Origin of the sequence: Stenotrophomonas sp. LM091 (genome assembly GCF_001806305.1) — a bacterium.
Taxonomy (GTDB): Bacteria; Pseudomonadota; Gammaproteobacteria; order Xanthomonadales; family Xanthomonadaceae; genus Stenotrophomonas; species Stenotrophomonas bentonitica_A.
In genome coordinates, this window is the sequence record NZ_CP017483.1 from 2,913,828 (window position 1) to 2,930,522 (window position 16,695).

Consider the following 16,695-nt stretch of genomic DNA (forward strand, 5'->3'; position numbering starts at 1 on the left):
GGCCGCTCAGGCGTGGCGGCGCTCGTGGCGCCAGAGCACCTCGCCGTGGCCGTCGGCACGGGCCAGTACGCGCGCGAGCACGAACAGCAGGTCCGACAGGCGGTTGAGGTAATGCAGCGCTTCCGGGCGGACCGTCTCCCGGCGCGCCAGGGTGACGGTCTCGCGCTCGGCGCGGCGCACGATGGTGCGGGCCAGGTGGCAGCGCGCGGCGGCTTCGCCACCGGCGGGCAGGATGAACTCCTTGAGGACCGGCAGATCGGCGTTGTAGTGATCCAGCTGCTGCTCCAGGGCCTGGATGTCGGCCGCGTGGATGGCGGCATGGCCGGGGATGCACAGCTCGCCGCCCAGATCGAACAGCTGATGCTGGATCACCGTCAGCAGGGTGCGCACATCGGCCGGCAGCGGCACCGCAAGCAGCACGCCCAGCGCCGAGTTGGCTTCATCGACGGTGCCGTAGGCGGCCACCCGGGCGTCGTCCTTGGCTACGCGGCTACCATCGCCCAGGCCGGTGCTGCCGTCGTCACCGGTGCGCGTATAGATGCGGGACAAGCGGTTGCCCACGGTCGCCTCCGGCCGCGGTCAGCGCAGCACGTCGCGGCGCGCCTGCAGCAGCTTGCCGACCTGTTCGGTCGCCAGCTGCAGGGCGGCGGCCAGACCGACGTAGACCGCGGCGGTACGCAGGTAGGGCAGGAACCAGTCGCCGTAGTTCTTCGCCCAGCCGCTGAAGGTGGGCGTGGCGACGTTGTCGCTGGTCCAGTAGAAACCGCCCTGGGCGAACAGGTGGCAGACCGCCACCGCCGCGACCAGCAGCAGCGCGCCCTTGCCCAGTGCGGCCCAGCTGGCGCCGTGATAGCCGGCGCGCAGGAGCATGCCGCCGCCCCACATGGCGAAATAGGCCGGCAGCAGCATCCAGTAGCCCGGTGACACGCAGTAGTGCTGCCAGAAGTCCAGGCCGCTGCGGCGGATGACGATCCAGTCCACCAGCACCGCCACCGCCATCAGCAGCGGAAACGCGCCGCGGGTCCACGCGCGCAGGTAGAAGCCGCCGATGAAGAACACCGCCCAGGACGCATCCGGAATCGCCGCGAAATGGTTGACCCGCGTGGCCGCCATCAGCAGCACGAGCACGGACAGGACGAAGGCGCGGTGGGCAGTGGAGGTCATGGCGGTGACGGGTGGGGGCAGGCATTCATTCTAGCGCCTGCTGCGGCACCCCGCCGCACGCCGCCCGAACGGGCGAACCCTTATCATGGCGGGCATGAGTGAACGACATGATGTAGTGATCGTAGGCGGCGGGCTGGTCGGTGCCAGCCTGGCCATCGCCCTGGACCGTGCCGGCCGTGATGTCGGCCTGGTCGAGGCTTCGCCGCTGGGCACGCTGCCGGCAGTGTTCGACCAGCGCAACCTCAGCTTCGCGGCCGCCACCGTCAACGCGCTGACCGCACTGGGCGTGATGCAGAAGCTGGCTACTGCGCCCGGCCCGATCACCCGCATCCATGTCAGCCGCGCAGGCGATTTCGGCCGGGTGCAGATGGCGGCCGCGCAGTACCAGCGCCCGTGGTTCGGCCAGGTCGTGGTCGCCCGCGATTTCGGCCAGGCGCTGGAGGCGCGGCTGGACACGCTGGCCCACCTGACCCGCTATCGCCCGGCCCGGTTCGTGCGCCTGGGCGCCACGGTGGACGGGTATCGCCAGGTCTTCATCGCCGATGACAGCGGTGAGCGCTGCCTGCTGGCGCGCCTGGTGGTCGGTGCCGACGGCACCCGCAGCGGCGTGCGCGAGGCGCTGGGGATCGAGGTGGACGAGCATGATTTCGAGCAGACCCTGTTCGTTTCGCGGGTGCGCGCCGCCCGGGCGCCGGACGGCACCGCGTACGAGCGCTTCACCGACACCGGCCCGACCGCGTTGCTGCCGCGTGGCGACCGCCACTTCGGTGCGGTGCACGGTGTTGCCCGCGACCAGGCCGAAGCGGTGATGGCGCTGGACGATGCCGCCTGGGTGAGCCGGCTGCAGGGGGCCATCGGCTGGCGTGCCGGCCGCCTGCTGGAGAGTGGGCCACGCAGCGCGTACCCCTTGATCCAGGTGCTGTCGCGCGCGCTGGTCGGTGAGCGCACGGTCCTGCTGGGCAATGCCGCGCAGACCATCCATCCGCTGGGCGCACAGGGCTTCAACCTGGGCCTGCGCGATGCGCTGACCCTGGCCGAACTCGTGGCCGACGCCGACGATGCCGGCAGCGATGCGCTGCTGCGCGAACACGTGGCACGGCGTCTTGAAGACCGCGAGCAGACCATCGCCTTCTCCGGTGGGCTGGCGCGCCTGACCAGCAACCCGGCGCCGCTGATGCGGCCGCTGCGGTCGCTCGGCCTGCTGGCGGCACAGGCGACGCCGATGCAGTCGATGCTGGTGGGTGGAGCGATGGGCTTCCGCGGTCAGGTGCCGGCGCTGTGCCGCGGAGCCGGCCTGTGAGCCGGCGCCCGCAGGACGTGGTGGTGGTCGGCGGCGGCGTGGTCGGTGCGGCCTGCGCCCTGGCCTTGGCCGAGGCCGGATTGACGGTGACGCTGGTCGAAGGCCGCGAGCCCGCCGCGTGGCAACCGCAGCAGCCGGACCTGCGCGTGTATGCGTTCGCGCCGGACAATGCGCAGCTGCTGGCCGCGCTCGGCGTGTGGCCGGCGGTGAGCACGGCGCGGGCGTGTGCCTACCGCCGGATGCGGGTCTGGGATGCGGCCGGTGGCGATGAACTGCGCTTCGATGCCGACACGCTCGGCCGTGAACAACTGGGCTGGATCGTGGAGAACGATCTGCTGGTGGACCGCCTGTGGGCGGCGCTGCCGGCGGCCGGCGTGCAGCTGTGCTGCCCGGCGCGGGTGGAAGCCCTGGAGCAGGACGCCAACGGAGTGCGCCTGCGCCTGGATGACGGCCGCAGGCTCGAGGCGTCGCTGGCGATTGCCGCCGACGGGGCCGAATCCACCCTGCGCCGGCTGGCCGGGCTGGAGGTCACGCGCCAGGAGTACGGCCAGCGTGGCGTGGTCGCCTACGTGGATACCGAAAAAGCCAACGAAGCCACAGCGTGGCAGCGCTTCCTGGTGACCGGCCCGCTGGCGGTGCTGCCGATCGGCACGCACCGCAGCTCGATCGTGTGGACCCTGCCCGACGCCGAGGCCGAGCGCGTGCTGGCGCTGGATGATGCGGCGTTCGGTCGCGAGCTGACCAACGCCTTTGCCGGCCGCCTGGGCGCGATGACGCTGGCCTCCAGGCGCGCGGCCTTCCCGCTGCGCCGACAGCTGGCGACCGGTTACGTGGCCGGCCGCGTGCTCGCGCTGGGGGATGCGGCCCACGTGGTGCATCCGCTGGCCGGGCAGGGCGTCAATCTCGGCCTGCGTGATGTGGCTGCGTTGCGGGCAATGGTGCTGGCCGCGCAGCAGCGCCGCCAGGACTGGATGTCACCGCACCGCCTGCAGCGCTGGGCGCGCGAGCGCCGCAGCGAGAACACCGTCGCTGCGTACAGCTTCGATGCGATCAATACGGTGTTCTCCAACGATGAAATGCACCTGACCCTGGCGCGCGGGCGCGCGCTGGGCTGCGCCGGCAAGCTGCCGCCGCTGGTGTCGATGTTCTGGAAGCGCGCCGCGGGGCTGTGACCCGCGCGCTCAGTCGATCAGCCAGCCGGCCAGATCGGCGCGGTCCAGCTTGCCGCGCCGCTTCACGTCCAGCGCGTTGAACTCATCGGCCAGGGTCGGGTTGGCCTGCGCTTCGGCGCGGCTGATGAAGCCGTCGCCGTCGACATCCAGCGCCGCGAACGCGATCCGGTACTGACCGACCACGCTCACCGGCTGCACCGAACGCACCGTTACCGCAGCTTCGCCGGCCGGCGCGGCCAGGGTGACCTGATGGGTCACCTCGCCCTGCGAGAGCGGCTGTGCGCGCACGCTCGCGGGGACCTCGCGCAGCGGTTCGCTGACCGCCGGTGACGGCGGGCGGACCTGGGCCAGGGCAAGCGTGGGCAGCAGCGTCAGCAGCAGGATGAGGTTTGATCGGCGTCGCATGGAATCTCCGTTCGTGACGTGGGGGCGCCGGGCGGCCGGCGCGTGCTTCGATCATTGCCGCGCGTTGCGCGGCCAGCCGGGCCTGGCCCGGCTCTACCGGCGGTGCGCGAGGGTCAGCGCAGCGGCGAGGCCAGCACCGTGATTTCTTCGCGGTCGTGGTACAGCTGCTTGGCGCGTAGATGCAGCGGCTTGCCGGCCTGTTCCTGGAACAGCTCCAGGCACATGCGGGTTTCATCCCAGCGCTTTTTCATCGGCAGCTTGAGGTTGAAGATCGCATGCTTGCACCAGCCCTCGCGGAACCAGGTGGCCATGCGTTCGGCCACGCGGCGGGGCTGTTCGACCATGTCGCAGACCATCCAGTCCAGCGGGGTCTCCGGCTGCCAATGGAAGCCATCGGCGCGCAGATGCTCAACCAGCCCGGTCTCCAACACGTGCTCGCGCAGCGGGCCGTTGTCCACGCTGATCACCTTCAGGTGCTGGCGGGTCAATACCCAGGTCCAGCCGCCCGGTGCAGCGCCCAGGTCGGCCGCGCGCATGCCCGGCTTGACCAGCAGTTCGCGCTCTTCGGGCGTCATCAGGGTGAGCAGGGCTTCATCGAGCTTCAGCGCCGAGCGCGAGGGCGCGTCGGGCAGCAGCTTCAGGCGTGGAATGCCCAGCGGCCAGGGCGCGCTGTCGCGGGTGTCGGCCACGCACACGAAGGCATGACGGCCATCCACGAACACGATGTGCAGGCGCGGCAGGCCGGTGTTCGGCTTGTCGGTCAGCAGGCCGGCCTTGCGCAGCGCCGGGCGCAGCGCATTGCCGAACGCGCGGGCCAGGCCGGCCAGCGGCTTGCCTTCGTCCGAGTCCGGATGTTCGACCCACATGTCGCCGAAGCGTTGCTGCCCCTGCAGGGCGGCGAGGATCGGGGTGATGCGGTCGGCAGCATCCAGCTGCGGCAGTTCGGCCAGCACCTGCAGCTTCTGCCGGGCGAAGATCAGCGAGCGCCAGGACAGGGCCTTGGACAGCGCCGCACCTTCGTCGGTGACGAACACCACGTAACCGTCATTGCGCTGGGTGCGCGCATAGCCGGCCACGTTGGCATAGGCCGCACGCTCGGACAGCTCGGCGGCCAGTTCCGGTTCAAACCCTTGGCGGCACAAACACAGCAGGCCGCTCATCGCATCGCGCCCGAAGCGCGGATATCAGTAATGGGCACCGTTGATCTCTCCGTACTGGCGCAGCACCGCGCGCGCGGCGTCGCGCTCGATGTCGCGCACGACCTCGATGCCACGCTTGTTGAGTTCGCCGATCCAGTCCGCCGGCAGCGGGCCTTCATCGAAGGGGGTCAGTTCTTCCACGTCCTGTGCGCTGGCACCGATCAGCAGCCGATCGATGCCGGCCCAGATGGTGGCGCCGTAGCACTGGCAGCATGGCTGCGAGGAGGTGGCCAGGGTGATCGGTGACAGCACATCGTTCAGGCGCGGGGTCTGCAGGCGCTGCTGCGCCAGCATGTAGGCCATGTTTTCGGCATGCGCCAGCGAGGTCGTATGCGGCACCACGCGGTTCACGCCGGCGGCGATCACGCGATGATCCGGCCCAAACACCACGGCGCCGAACGGGCCGCCGCTCTGTGCCTCGACATTCAGGCGCGACAGTTCAATCGCCAGCGCGACCTTGTCGGCGTCCTCGGGATAGACACGGCCCAGATCGATCTGGTCGTGGATCCAGGCGGGCAGGGTGAGATGGACTTGCGCGTACAGCATCGGGACATGAACCTCTTCAAAGATGGAGCAGCGGCAGTGTATCGGGCCGCGCCCGGGGATGCCGTGCCCGCGCTGAACGCGGCCACGCGCACGCCGGCGCGGGGCGCGCCGGTCGCAGGGAATCTGGAGCGCAGGCCCTGCCGATGCAGGGCCGCGCCGGGGTCACGCGGTGGCCGGTGCCTGGCACCGGCCGGGTGCAGCTTACGCCGACCAGGTATCGCGCAGGGTCACGCTGCGGTTGAACACCGGCTTGGCGGCGGTGTGGTCGCGGCGGTCGGCCACGAAGTAGCCGGTACGCTCGAACTGGAACGACTGTTCCGGCGCGGCGCTGGCCGCGGCCGGCTCGACATAGCCGGTGACGGTGCGGCGCGAGTCCGGATTGAGGTAATCGCGGTAGGTCTTGCCGTCGGTTTCGTCGTCCGGGTTCGGCACCGAGAACAGACGGTCGTACAGGCGGATCTCGGCCGGCACCGCATGCACGGCGCTGACCCAATGGATGGTGCCCTTGACCTTGCGGTTGGCGCCTTCCATGCCCGGGCGCGATTCCGGATCCAGCCAGCCGCGCAGTTCGGTGATGGTGCCGTCGGCGTCCTTGATCACCTCATCGCAGCGGATGATGCCGGCACCGCGCAGGCGCACTTCGCCACCCGGCACCAGGCGCTTCCATCCCTTGGGCGGAACCTCGGCGAAATCCTCGCGCTCGATCCACAGCTCGCGGGCGAACGGCACCTCGCGGGTACCGAAGGCCTCATCCTTGGGATGGTTGGAGAAGGTCAGGGTTTCTTCGTGGCCATCGGGCAGGTTGGTCAGCACCAGCTTGACCGGATCGACCACCGCCATGCGGCGCGCGGCGGCGCTGTCGAGGTCTTCGCGCAGCGCGCCTTCGAGCACGCTGAAATCGATCAGCGAATTCTGCTTGCTGATGCCCACGCGCTCGGCGAACAGGCGCATCGCCGCCGGGGTATAGCCACGGCGACGCAGGCCCTGCAGAGTCGGCATGCGCGGGTCTTCCCAGCCATCCACCAGCTGCTCGGTGACCAGCGCCATCAGCTTGCGCTTGCTCATCACCGTGTAGTTGATGTTCAAACGCGAGAACTCGATCTGGCGCGGCTTGGCCGCCTCACGCGGCAGGCCGCGATCGACCAGCGGCTGGGTCAGCGCGTCGTTGTGGGCGAAATCGACGTTGTCCACGCACCAGTCGTACAGCGGGCGGTGGTCTTCGAACTCCAGCGTGCACAGCGAGTGGGTGATGCCCTCGATGGAATCGCCCAGTGCATGCGCGAAGTCGTACATCGGGTAGATCGGCCATGCATTGCCGGTGTTCTGGTGTTCAACGTGCTTGATCCGGTACAGGGCCGGGTCGCGCAGGTTGATGTTGCCGCTGGCCATGTCGATCTTGGCCCGTACGGTGCGCGCACCATCCGGGAACTCGCCCGCGCGCATGCGGCCGAACAGGTCCAGGTTTTCCTCGACGCTGCGGTCGCGGAACGGCGACGGGCGACCCGGTTCGGTCAGGGTGCCGCGGTAGGCACGCACTTCCTCGGCCGAGAGGTCGCACACGTACGCCTTGCCGTCGCGGATCAGCTTTTCGGCGGCCAGGTAGTACGCATCGAAATAATCCGAGGCATGGCGCAGCTCGTTCCACTCAAAGCCCAGCCAGCGCACATCGTCCTGGATCGCGGCCACGTACTCCGGGTCTTCCTTGGCCGGATTGGTGTCGTCGAAACGCAGGTTGCACACGCCGTTGAACTCGCCGGCGATGCCGAAGTTCAGGCAGATCGACTTGGCGTGGCCGATGTGCAGGTAGCCGTTGGGCTCGGGCGGGAAGCGCGTCTTGATCGCGGCATGCTTGCCGCCGGCCAGGTCCTCACGGACGATCTGACGGATGAAATCCCGTTTTTCCTGGGTTTCCGGAAGGGCGTCGGTGGGGGCGGCGGTAGACTCGGACATGATGCGCGGTCGCAGTTAAAAGGTAGAAAGACCAACAGTTTAGCCTGTCGGGGGACGCGCCACCGCATTCGCGCTGTCGCCCCACGTTTTGCTGCGCAAACCGCGGGCCCCATCTCACCATCACCCAGACCCCGCGCCTTCGGCGCCGCCCCCTGACTCAGGGGGCTTCCCCGCCAGATGCAGTCGGTAGTGCCGGCCGCTGGCCGGCTCCCCATGACCCGCGAAACAAAAGGTAGTGCCGGCCGCTGGCCGGCGCTGCACATTGCCGGCGATATCGGGAGCCGACCAGCGGCCGGCACGACCGGATCCGGCTCCGCCTGGAAGATGACCGCCGTGGGTCGGCACACCTTCAGCCCCCGGGCGTATGCTGGCCCCATGCCCTCCGGAGCCCGCCCATGCACGTGATCTACCAGGCCGACAACCTGTTCGACGCCCATCTGGTCAAACACGCCCTGGAGGATGCGGGAATCCCCGCCTTCGTCTTCGGCGAATCGCTGCTGGGCGGCATGGGCGAACTCCCGTTGTTCGGCGTCCTGCGCGTGTGCGTCCCCGACCTGGCCCGTCCCGAAGCCGAAGACATCGTCGCCCAGCTGGACTTGGGCGCGGCCCCGGACGCCCCCATGTTCGATGGAGACGAAAGCGCCGGCCTGTTGCCGGCCTAGGAGAACGCCATGTTGGGTATTGGAAACGGTCTGTTGGGCATCGGTGCCTTCAAGCAGCGCCTGCCGCGCCCGGAAGAGGCGTTGCCGGGCCGGGAGCACCCGCTGCCACTGCTGCACAACCAGCATTACGTCAACAGCCACCCGCTGAAAGACAGCTTCACCGGCCTGGAGCGCATCCGCTTCGCCATGGGCTGCTTCTGGGGCGCTGAACGCAAATTCTGGACGATCCCCGGCGTCTACTCGACCTCGGTCGGCTACGCCGGCGGCGTCACCCCGAACCCCACCTACGAAGAAGTCTGCTCCGGCCTTACCGGGCACACCGAAATCGTCGAGGTCGTCTACGACCCGGCCATCGTCCCGCTCGAGCGCCTGCTCCAGGTCTTCTGGGAAAGTCACGATCCCACCCAGGGCATGCGCCAGGGCAACGATACCGGCACCCAGTACCGCTCCGCGCTCCACGCCACCACCCAGGCCCAGCTCGACGCCGCCCTGGCCAGCCGTGATGCCTACCAGCAGCGCCTGAACGACAGCGGCTACGGCGCGATCACCACCGATATCGTCTTCCCGGCGCCCGAGTACTACTACGCCGAGGATGACCACCAGCAGTACCTCGCCAAGAACCCCAACGGCTACTGCGGCATCGGTGGCACCGGCGTCAGTTGCCCGATCGGTGTGGGTGCCTGATACCCCAGAGCCGACCAATGGTCGGCTCTACCCGGTCCAATGGACGGCCTTGGGTTCACTGCTGTGCTGCCCACCCGGAAGCACCCGCCATGTGTCGACGGCGCGTCCAGCAATCACGCCCACATCGCGCCAACCCCGACGAAAGTGAGCGGTTGCGGTTGCGGTCGCAGTCGCAGTTGCAGTTGCCGCAAGCGCCAAAAACGAAAGGCCCCGCAGTGCGGGGCCTTTTGCATAGCGAGCCAACGGCCAGCGCTTACAGGCGCTCGCGGATCGTCTGGCGCAACGCCTCCAGATCCTTGGCGAACGCATCGATACCGCTTGCCAGCTTCTCCGTCGCCATCGGGTCGGCCGCCAGATCCGCCGCGAAGCGCGCCGCATCGATCGGTGTCACCTGCACCGACTCGGCCGCACCGGCTACCAGCTTGCGCGGCAGCTCGCCATGATCGGCGTCCAGCTTCTCCAGCAGGTCCGGCGAAATCGTCAGGCGATCGCAGCCGGCCAGCGCCTCGATCTGCGCCGTCGAACGGAAGGAGGCACCCATCACCACCGTCGGCGAACCACGGCGCTTGAACTCGGCATACACGCCGCGCACGAACACCACGCCCGGGTCTTCATCGATGCTTGCCGGCGCCTGCCCGTTGGCCACATACCAATCCAGGATGCGGCCCACGAACGGCGAAATCAGGAACGCACCGGCCTCACTGCAGGCCAGCGCCTGGGTGGGATTGAAGATCAACGTCAGGTTGCAGTCGATCCCTTCGGCCTGCAGCTGGCGCGCTGCCTCCACGCCTGCCCAGGTTGCTGCGATCTTGATCAGCACCTTGCTGCGCGGCACGCCGGCCGCCTCGTACATGGCGATGAACTGGCGCGCTTTGGCGACCGTCGCTGCGGTGTCGTGCGCCTGGTCGGCGTCGACCTCGGTCGAGACCCGGCCCGGCACCAGGGTGCTGAGCAGGGTGCCCACGCCCACGGTCAGGCGATCGGCCACCGCTTGGACAACCGCCTCGCGCTCGCCACCCTGCTCGCGGCCCCAGGCCAGCGCGCTCTCGATGAGCTCGGCGTACACCGGCAGGTCCAGCGCTTTCTTCACCAGGGTGGGATTGGTCGTGCAGTCGACCGGCTTCAAGCGCTTGATCGCCTCGTAATCGCCGGTATCGGCAACCACCACGGACAGATCACGCAGCTGGGAGAGTTTGGACAGCGAAACGGTGCTCATTGCAACTCCTGGGACGAAACGGTGGAACCTGCGCGACGACGCAGCAGGCGGGGTCAGGCGTGGGGCTGGTGGTGGACGGCGGTCACCCGCAGGCGCAGCTTGCGGCCGCCCGGTGCCACCCAATCCATGGTCTGGCCGATCGACAGGCCCAGCAGGGCGGTGCCCACCGGTGCGAGGATCGATACCTTGCCCTGTTCAACATCGGCCTCGCGCGGATAGACCAGCGTCAGAACGTGCTTTTCGTTCTGCAGCTCATCTTCGCACTCCACGCGCGAATGCATCATGACGGTGCCCTCGGGAACCTGGTCCGGCGCCACAACGGTCGCCCGGTTGAGTTCTTCGGCCAGGGCGATCCCGGCGGGGGTCTGGCTGACAGCGGGAGACTCGAGCATGGCGTCCAGGCGGTCCATGTCGTGGCTTGAAACAATGATGGAAGGGGGCAGTCCGCTGGAAGTGGACATGGTGTAGCTCCTTGCGTTTGTGGAAGACCCATGCAAAAAGGCGGCGCCTGCTGGCACCGCCTCGTCCTATTGTGCTGACAATCGTAGACGGATGCGACCCGTCCGGCGTATCGGCCCCGCCGGCCGGTTCAGCCAGGCTCAGCCAGCGCGTTGCAGCGGCGTGGCCGTGGCACCCGGAACGTCGGTGGACTCCAGCGCGAGCAGGCCCTGCGGCAGCCGTTTGAACTGCTGGGCCAGCTGTTCCAGGAACCCGGTCATCGCCGAACTGCGGCGCCAGGCCATCGCGATGCGGCGGCTGGGGCGGTCATCGCCGCTGAAGTCCAGCAGGCGGATGTTGTCCGAGCGCGGCACCGGGGGCTTGACCGACAGCGTCGGCAGCAGGGTGATGCCCACATCGGCAGCCACCATCTGCCGCAGCGTCTCCAGGCTGGTGGCGCGGAACTCCGATTTCTCGTTGGCGCCAAACAACCGGCAGACGGCCAGCGCCTGGTCGCGCAGGCAGTGCCCATCCTCGAGCAGCAGCAGCTTCTGCGACGACAGCTCCTGCACGTCCAGATGCTGGCGGCGGGCCAGCGGGTGCTGCTGGGAAACCGCCAGCAGGAAGGGCTCTTCGAACAGGAACTCGGCGTGCAGCTGGTCATCGTCCAGCGGCAGTGCCAGCAGGGCGGCATCGAGCTTGCCCTCGCGCAGCCGGGTCAGCAGCTCATCGCTCTTTTCCTCGACCAGCAGCAGTTCCAGCTGCGGGAAACGCTCGCGGATGTTGGGGATCACATGCGGCAGCAGATACGGGCCCAGCGTCGGGAAGATGCCGAGCCGGACGGTGCCGGCTTCGGGATCGCGGCTGCGCCGCGCGGCTTCCTTCATCTGCTCCACCTCGGCCACGATGGTGCGCGCGCGCGCGGCCGCTTCCACCCCGGCCGGGGTGAGCATGACCTTGCGCGGGGCACGTTCCACCAACGGCAACCCCAGCTCGTCCTCGAGCTTGCGGATCTGGGTGGACAGGGTGGGCTGGCTGACGAAGCAGGCGGCGGCCGCCTTGCCGAAATGGCGGTGGTCGGCCAGCGCCACCAGATACTTCAAATCACGTAGGTTCATTTCCTTGGACCTCTTGCGGCAATGGACCGGGTGATGGCGTGGCTACCCAGCAGACAGACAAGGTTCCCGGCGAACCGGGAACCGAAACGTTTCAGGCAGCTTCGGCGACAGCGCCGCTGCTCTTGGGAACGGAGGTGCGGATCAGGTGATCAAAGGCGCTCAGTGCCGCAGTGGAACCGGCGCCCATCGCGATGACGATCTGCTTGTACGGAACGGTCGTGCAATCGCCTGCGGCGAAGACACCCGGCACGCTGGTCTGGCCGCGGTCGTCGATCAGGATCTCGCCACGCGGTGACAGCGCCACCGTGTCCTTCAACCATTCGGTATTGGGCAGAAGACCGATCTGCACGAAGATGCCTTCCAGTTCCACCCGGTGCGAATCGCCACCGACGCGGTCCTGGTAGACCAGGCCCGTCACCTTCTGGCCATCGCCCAGCACTTCCTGGGTGAGGGCGCTGGTGATGATGGTGACGTTGCCCAGGCTGCGAAGCTTCTTCTGCAGTACTTCATCGGCGCGCAGTTTGTCATCAAATTCCAGAAGGGTCACATGCGTCACAAGGCCCGCCAGATCGATCGCTGCTTCCACGCCGGAGTTGCCGCCACCGATCACCGCCACGCGCTTGCCCTTGAACAACGGACCGTCGCAATGCGGGCAGTACGCCACGCCCTTGTTGCGGTACTGATCTTCGCCGGGCACGTTCATCTGGCGCCAGCGTGCACCGGTGGAAAGGATCACCGAACGCGATTTCAGCGATGCACCGTTTTCCAGTTTGATTTCGACCAGGCCATCATCGCCGGCGGGCACCAGGGCGGTGGCGCGCTGCAGGTTCATGATGTCCACCTCGTACTCGCGCACGTGCTGTTCCAGCGCGGCGGCCAGCTTCGGACCTTCGGTTTCCTTGACCGAGATGAAGTTCTCGATCGCCATGGTGTCCAGCACCTGGCCACCGAAGCGTTCGGCGGCCACGCCGGTGCGGATGCCCTTGCGTGCGGCGTAGATCGCTGCCGCTGCGCCGGCCGGACCACCCCCCACCACCAGCACGTCGAACGGTGCCTTGGTGCTGAGCTTTTCGGCATCGCGCTTGGCCGCGCCGGTATCGAGCTTGGCCACGATCTGTTCCAGCGTCATGCGGCCCTGGTCGAACACTTCGCCGTTGAGGTACACGGTCGGCACGGACATGATCTGGCGCGCTTCCACCTCGGCCGGGAACAGGCCGCCATCGATCGCCACGTGCTGGATGCGCGGATTCAGCACCGCCGCCAGGTTCAATGCCTGCACCACGTCCGGGCAGTTCTGGCAGGACAGCGAGAAGTAGGTTTCGAAGCGGTACTCGCCTTCCAGGTTGCGCACCTGCTCGATCAGCTCGGCCGTGGCCTTGGACGGGTGGCCGCCGACCTGCAGCAGGGCGAGCACCAGCGAGGTGAACTCATGGCCCATCGGCAGGCCCGCGAACGCCAGATGGATGTCCTGGCCGGGCGTGGTCAGCGCGAAGGAGGGCGTGCGCTCGCTGCTGTCGCGACGCACGTCCAGGCTGATCTGCGCCGACAGCGTGGTCAGCGTGTTCAGCAGCTCGAGCATCTCCTGCGACTTGGCGCCGTCATCCACGTGCGCCGTGATCTGGATCGGACGGGTGACACGTTCCAGATAGGTCTTCAGCTGGGACTGGAGGTTGGCATCCAACATCGAAAAACTCCTTGATTCAGGCAAGGGAACAGCGTCGACGAACCCCGCGGGTGCATCTGCGCGACATGGGGGTGAACCGAAACCGGCGCGTGGGGCACCGGCTTGGGTTCACCCCCATCCCCGGCGGGCGGGGATGGGGATGGGATACGGCTTAGATCTTGCCGACCAGGTCCAGCGACGGGGTCAGGGTCTTCTCGCCTTCCTTCCACTTGGCCGGGCAGACCTGGTTCGGGTTGGCGGCGGTGAACTGGGCAGCCTTCAGCTTGCGCAGGGTCTCGGAGACGTCACGGGCGATCTCGTTGGAGTGGATCTCCAGAGTCTTGATCACGCCTTCCGGGTTGATGATGAAGGTGCCGCGCAGGGCCAGGCCTTCTTCTTCGATGTGCACGCCGAAGGCGCGGGTCAGCTGGTGGGTCGGATCGCCGACCAGCGGGAACTGGGCCTTGCCGACGGCCGGCGAGGTTTCGTGCCACACCTTGTGCGAGAAGTGCGTGTCGGTGGTGACGATGTAGACCTCGGCGCCAGCCTTCTGGAACTCGGCGTAATGGTCGGCGGCGTCTTCAATCTCGGTCGGGCAGTTGAAGGTGAACGCGGCCGGCATGAAGATCAGCACGGACCAGTGACCCTTCAGGGTGCTGTCGGAGACCTTGATGAACTCGCCGTTCTGGTAGGCGTTGGCTTCGAACGGCTGGATCTGGGTGTTGATGAGCGACATCGTTGTTCCTCTTGGTGAAGGGGGGGTGAAGCGACCAACACAGGTTAGCGGCTCCGTTCCCATAAGGACAATCCATTGATTGCATCTATGCGATAGTTATAGGCTATCAAAAAGGTCTGATCCTGCGATGAATGTTGATGGCCATGGCCGTCAAAAGCGTTGCAGCGCAATGACCAGCGGGCGGTGGCGAATGATCGCTTCAATAGCTTCTGCATATGCGCCGCGGTGGGAACCTGAACGGTGCGGGGCGCCGCGGTGCCGGAACGCCCGGTTTTTCGACGGAACTCGATAGCGCCTACGAATCTATATATGTAGTGGCGATGCGTAGTTTCAATCGCGTTGCTGCCGCCGAAGGCCCTTGGCGCACGCCTGGCCGACCGCTGCCGGTGCACTACACTGCGCGCCCCGACGTTGCTCCGATCCGCCATGACTGCCGCCCCGCCAGACGTCCGCCAGCTGCTCGCCGATGCCGCCACCCGCCTGCCGGGTGTGGAAGGCCGGCATGAAGCCGAACTGCTGATGCTGCAGGTGCTGGAGCGTGAGCGCAGCTGGTTGTTCGCCCACGCCACCGATCCGGTCGCGCCCGCGCAGGTGGCCGCGTTCGAGGCCCTGCTCGCCAAGCGCCTGGCCGGCGAACCGGTGGCCTACCTGCTGGGCCGCCGCGGCTTCTGGACCCTGGACCTGGAGGTCAGCCCGGCCACCCTGATCCCGCGCCCGGAGACCGAACTGCTGGTCGAGCTGGCGCTGGCGCGGTTGCCCGCGGATACCCCGCTGCGGGTCGCGGATCTGGGCACCGGCAGCGGCGCGATCGCGCTGGCCCTGGCCAGCGAGCGGCCGTTGGCGCAGGTGATCGCGACCGACCTCAGTGAGGCGGCCCTGGCCGTGGCAGCGCGCAACGCGCAGCGCCACGCACTGGACAATGTCAGCTTCCGGCAGGGGGCGTGGTACGCGCCGCTGGCGGGCGAGCGCGTCGAGCTGATCGCCACCAACCCGCCGTACATCGCCAGCGACGACCCGCACCTGGCGCAGGGCGACCTGCGTTTCGAACCGGCCACCGCGCTGGCCTCCGGCCCCGATGGGCTGGACGACATCCGCCTGATCATCGACGGTGCGGCAGCGCACCTGCTTCCCGGCGGCTGGCTGCTGATCGAACACGGCTGGGACCAGGGCGAGGCGATCCGCGCGTTGTTGCAGCAGGCCGGTTTCCAGTCGGTCGGCACCGAGCGCGACCTGGAGCAGCGCGACCGGGTGAGCCTGGGCTGTCTGGCGGCCTGACCGCGTGCCGGCCCCGCGCCGACCCCGGGGCTAGAATGACCTGTCCACCGGGCCGCCGCGCAGCGTGATGCGGCGACTGTCATTCCACATGGAGTTCCTGTCATGCGTACGCTGTATCCCGCCATCACCCCTTACGACGTCGGCACCCTGAAGGTCGATGACCGCCACACGCTGTATTTCGAGCAGTGCGGCAATCCCGATGGCAAGCCGGTGGTGATGCTGCACGGTGGCCCGGGCGGCGGCTGCAGCGACAAGATGCGCCAGTTCCACGACCCGGCCAAGTACCGGATCATCCTGTTCGACCAGCGCGGTGCCGGCCGTTCCACGCCGCATGCGGACCTGGTCGACAACACCACCTGGGACCTGGTGGCCGACATCGAGACGCTGCGCGAGCACCTCAAGGTGGATCGCTGGCAGGTGTTCGGCGGCAGTTGGGGCTCGACCCTGGCACTGGCCTACGCGCAGACCCACCCGCAGCGCGTGACCGAACTGGTCCTGCGCGGCATCTTCATGCTGCGCCGCTGGGAGCTGGAATGGTTCTACCAGGAAGGCGCCAACCGCCTGTTCCCGGATGCGTGGGAGCACTACCTCGAGCCCATCCCGGCGGTGGAGCGCCACGACCTGATCTCGGCCTTCCATCGCCGCCTGACCAGCGATGACGAGGCCACCCGCCTGGCGGCGGCCAAGGCGTGGAGCGTGTGGGAAGGCGCAACCAGCTTCCTGCACGTGGACGACGACTTCGTGAACAGCCACCAGGACCCGCAGTTCGCGCTGGCCTTCGCCCGCATCGAGAACCACTACTTCGTCAACGGCGGTTTCTTCGAGGTGGAAGACCAGCTGCTGCGCGACGCGCACCGCATCGCCGATATTCCCGGCGTGATCGTGCACGGCCGCTACGACGTGGTCTGCCCGCTGCAGAGTGCGTGGGAACTGCACAAGGCGTGGCCGAAATCGACGCTCGAGATCAGCCCGGCCTCGGGTCATTCCGCGTTTGAAGCGGAGAATGTCGACGCACTGGTGCGTGCGACCGATCGCTTCGCGGGTTGATGGAGACGTGCCGACCAACGGTCGGCACCTGCCGGGTCACCCCCAGACGTCGCGCGGTGGATCACGACCGTTGGTCGTGATCGCCATCGCCCCGTGCACCATGCGGTAGATCACGACCGT

17 protein-coding genes are annotated in these 16,695 nt (G+C 67.9%); 6 read left to right on the forward strand and 11 right to left on the reverse strand.

What is annotated here, in order from left to right:
* Window positions 1–6: 6 nt before the first annotated feature.
* A complete protein-coding gene (locus BIZ42_RS12675) occupies window positions 7–561 on the reverse strand; it encodes a cob(I)yrinic acid a,c-diamide adenosyltransferase (protein ID WP_070426656.1) in 555 nt (184 codons plus the stop codon).
* Between the two features lie 18 nt (window positions 562–579).
* Entirely contained in the window at window positions 580–1,164 is a 585-nt protein-coding gene (locus tag BIZ42_RS12680) for a hypothetical protein (RefSeq protein ID WP_070426657.1), read from the reverse strand.
* A gap of 94 nt (window positions 1,165–1,258) precedes the next feature.
* Between BIZ42_RS12680 and ubiH the strand changes: the two genes are divergently transcribed.
* Together ubiH and BIZ42_RS12690 are read left to right on the forward strand one after the other, a co-directional pair.
* Window positions 1,259–2,464: a 2-octaprenyl-6-methoxyphenyl hydroxylase gene (gene ubiH / locus BIZ42_RS12685; RefSeq protein WP_026069654.1), complete on the forward strand. Its 1,206-nt coding sequence runs from the start codon at window positions 1,259–1,261 to the stop codon at window positions 2,462–2,464.
* Window positions 2,461–3,636: a UbiH/UbiF family hydroxylase gene (locus BIZ42_RS12690; RefSeq protein ID WP_070426658.1), complete on the forward strand. Its 1,176-nt coding sequence runs from the start codon at window positions 2,461–2,463 to the stop codon at window positions 3,634–3,636. The genes ubiH and BIZ42_RS12690 overlap by 4 nt, the downstream gene beginning before the upstream one ends.
* Window positions 3,637–3,645: 9 nt before the next feature.
* Here the strand turns inward: BIZ42_RS12690 and BIZ42_RS12695 are convergent, their stop codons facing one another.
* The 4 genes from BIZ42_RS12695 to BIZ42_RS12710 all read right to left on the reverse strand — a co-directional run bounded on the left by BIZ42_RS12695 (window position 3,646) and on the right by BIZ42_RS12710 (window position 7,736).
* Window positions 3,646–4,041, reverse strand: coding sequence for a hypothetical protein (locus BIZ42_RS12695; protein WP_070426659.1), 396 nt, complete (start codon window positions 4,039–4,041; stop codon window positions 3,646–3,648).
* Between the two features lie 113 nt (window positions 4,042–4,154).
* Window positions 4,155–5,201: a 23S rRNA (cytidine(2498)-2'-O)-methyltransferase RlmM gene (gene rlmM / locus BIZ42_RS12700; RefSeq protein ID WP_070426660.1), complete on the reverse strand. Its 1,047-nt coding sequence runs from the start codon at window positions 5,199–5,201 to the stop codon at window positions 4,155–4,157.
* A gap of 24 nt (window positions 5,202–5,225) precedes the next feature.
* Window positions 5,226–5,786 carry a nucleoside deaminase gene (locus tag BIZ42_RS12705; protein ID WP_019182418.1) on the reverse strand — a complete coding sequence of 187 codons (561 nt, stop codon included), beginning with the start codon at window positions 5,784–5,786 and terminating at the stop codon, window positions 5,226–5,228.
* A gap of 201 nt (window positions 5,787–5,987) precedes the next feature.
* Entirely contained in the window at window positions 5,988–7,736 is a 1,749-nt protein-coding gene (locus BIZ42_RS12710) for a glutamine--tRNA ligase/YqeY domain fusion protein (RefSeq protein ID WP_070426661.1), read from the reverse strand.
* 395 nt (window positions 7,737–8,131) lie between these two features.
* On the opposite strand from BIZ42_RS12710, the gene BIZ42_RS12715 reads away from it, so the two are divergent.
* Both BIZ42_RS12715 and msrA read left to right on the forward strand, forming a co-directional pair.
* Window positions 8,132–8,398: a DUF2007 domain-containing protein gene (locus BIZ42_RS12715; RefSeq protein ID WP_019182416.1), complete on the forward strand. Its 267-nt coding sequence runs from the start codon at window positions 8,132–8,134 to the stop codon at window positions 8,396–8,398.
* Between the two features lie 30 nt (window positions 8,399–8,428).
* Window positions 8,429–9,082, forward strand: a complete 654-nt coding sequence (gene msrA, locus BIZ42_RS12720) for a peptide-methionine (S)-S-oxide reductase MsrA (RefSeq protein ID WP_070427537.1) — start codon at window positions 8,429–8,431, stop codon at window positions 9,080–9,082.
* Window positions 9,083–9,335: 253 nt separating this feature from the next.
* On the opposite strand, the gene BIZ42_RS12725 is transcribed toward msrA, so the two are convergent.
* From BIZ42_RS12725 to ahpC, 5 genes are all read right to left on the reverse strand, one after another.
* A complete protein-coding gene (locus BIZ42_RS12725) occupies window positions 9,336–10,298 on the reverse strand; it encodes a transaldolase (RefSeq protein ID WP_070426662.1) in 963 nt (320 codons plus the stop codon).
* Window positions 10,299–10,351: 53 nt separating this feature from the next.
* On the reverse strand, window positions 10,352–10,759 hold the full coding sequence (rnk, locus tag BIZ42_RS12730) for a nucleoside diphosphate kinase regulator (RefSeq protein ID WP_019182413.1): 408 nt from the start codon (window positions 10,757–10,759) through the stop codon (window positions 10,352–10,354).
* A 138-nt stretch (window positions 10,760–10,897) separates the two neighbouring features.
* Window positions 10,898–11,854 carry a DNA-binding transcriptional regulator OxyR gene (oxyR, locus tag BIZ42_RS12735; protein WP_019182412.1) on the reverse strand — a complete coding sequence of 319 codons (957 nt, stop codon included), beginning with the start codon at window positions 11,852–11,854 and terminating at the stop codon, window positions 10,898–10,900.
* Between the two features lie 91 nt (window positions 11,855–11,945).
* On the reverse strand, window positions 11,946–13,538 hold the full coding sequence (ahpF, locus tag BIZ42_RS12740; RefSeq protein ID WP_070426663.1) for an alkyl hydroperoxide reductase subunit F: 1,593 nt from the start codon (window positions 13,536–13,538) through the stop codon (window positions 11,946–11,948).
* A gap of 151 nt (window positions 13,539–13,689) precedes the next feature.
* Window positions 13,690–14,253 (reverse strand): alkyl hydroperoxide reductase subunit C, encoded by a 564-nt coding sequence (ahpC, locus tag BIZ42_RS12745; RefSeq protein ID WP_019182410.1) that lies wholly within the window; start codon window positions 14,251–14,253, stop codon window positions 13,690–13,692.
* Between the two features lie 426 nt (window positions 14,254–14,679).
* On the opposite strand from ahpC, the gene prmC reads away from it, so the two are divergent.
* Both prmC and pip read left to right on the forward strand, forming a co-directional pair.
* Window positions 14,680–15,528, forward strand: a complete 849-nt coding sequence (prmC, locus tag BIZ42_RS12750) for a peptide chain release factor N(5)-glutamine methyltransferase (protein WP_070426664.1) — start codon at window positions 14,680–14,682, stop codon at window positions 15,526–15,528.
* A gap of 102 nt (window positions 15,529–15,630) precedes the next feature.
* Window positions 15,631–16,575: a prolyl aminopeptidase gene (gene pip, locus BIZ42_RS12755; protein WP_070426665.1), complete on the forward strand. Its 945-nt coding sequence runs from the start codon at window positions 15,631–15,633 to the stop codon at window positions 16,573–16,575.
* Window positions 16,576–16,695: the final 120 nt, after the last annotated feature.

What these genes read in the sequence shown, in the direction of transcription:
- oxyR (WP_019182412.1), bottom strand. Translation starts at nt 11,854, where the DNA reads ATGAACCTACGTGATTTGAAGTATCTGGTGGCGCTGGCCGACCACCGC.
- prmC (WP_070426664.1), top strand. Translation starts at nt 14,680, where the DNA reads ATGACTGCCGCCCCGCCAGACGTCCGCCAGCTGCTCGCCGATGCCGCC.
- rlmM (WP_070426660.1), bottom strand. Translation starts at nt 5,201, where the DNA reads ATGAGCGGCCTGCTGTGTTTGTGCCGCCAAGGGTTTGAACCGGAACTG.
- pip (WP_070426665.1), top strand. Translation starts at nt 15,631, where the DNA reads ATGCGTACGCTGTATCCCGCCATCACCCCTTACGACGTCGGCACCCTG.
- BIZ42_RS12705 (WP_019182418.1), bottom strand. Translation starts at nt 5,786, where the DNA reads ATGCTGTACGCGCAAGTCCATCTCACCCTGCCCGCCTGGATCCACGAC.
- BIZ42_RS12695 (WP_070426659.1), bottom strand. Translation starts at nt 4,041, where the DNA reads ATGCGACGCCGATCAAACCTCATCCTGCTGCTGACGCTGCTGCCCACG.
- BIZ42_RS12715 (WP_019182416.1), top strand. Translation starts at nt 8,132, where the DNA reads ATGCACGTGATCTACCAGGCCGACAACCTGTTCGACGCCCATCTGGTC.
- BIZ42_RS12710 (WP_070426661.1), bottom strand. Translation starts at nt 7,736, where the DNA reads ATGTCCGAGTCTACCGCCGCCCCCACCGACGCCCTTCCGGAAACCCAG.
- rnk (WP_019182413.1), bottom strand. Translation starts at nt 10,759, where the DNA reads ATGTCCACTTCCAGCGGACTGCCCCCTTCCATCATTGTTTCAAGCCAC.
- BIZ42_RS12725 (WP_070426662.1), bottom strand. Translation starts at nt 10,298, where the DNA reads ATGAGCACCGTTTCGCTGTCCAAACTCTCCCAGCTGCGTGATCTGTCC.
- BIZ42_RS12680 (WP_070426657.1), bottom strand. Translation starts at nt 1,164, where the DNA reads ATGACCTCCACTGCCCACCGCGCCTTCGTCCTGTCCGTGCTCGTGCTG.
- ubiH (WP_026069654.1), top strand. Translation starts at nt 1,259, where the DNA reads ATGAGTGAACGACATGATGTAGTGATCGTAGGCGGCGGGCTGGTCGGT.
- ahpF (WP_070426663.1), bottom strand. Translation starts at nt 13,538, where the DNA reads ATGTTGGATGCCAACCTCCAGTCCCAGCTGAAGACCTATCTGGAACGT.
- ahpC (WP_019182410.1), bottom strand. Translation starts at nt 14,253, where the DNA reads ATGTCGCTCATCAACACCCAGATCCAGCCGTTCGAAGCCAACGCCTAC.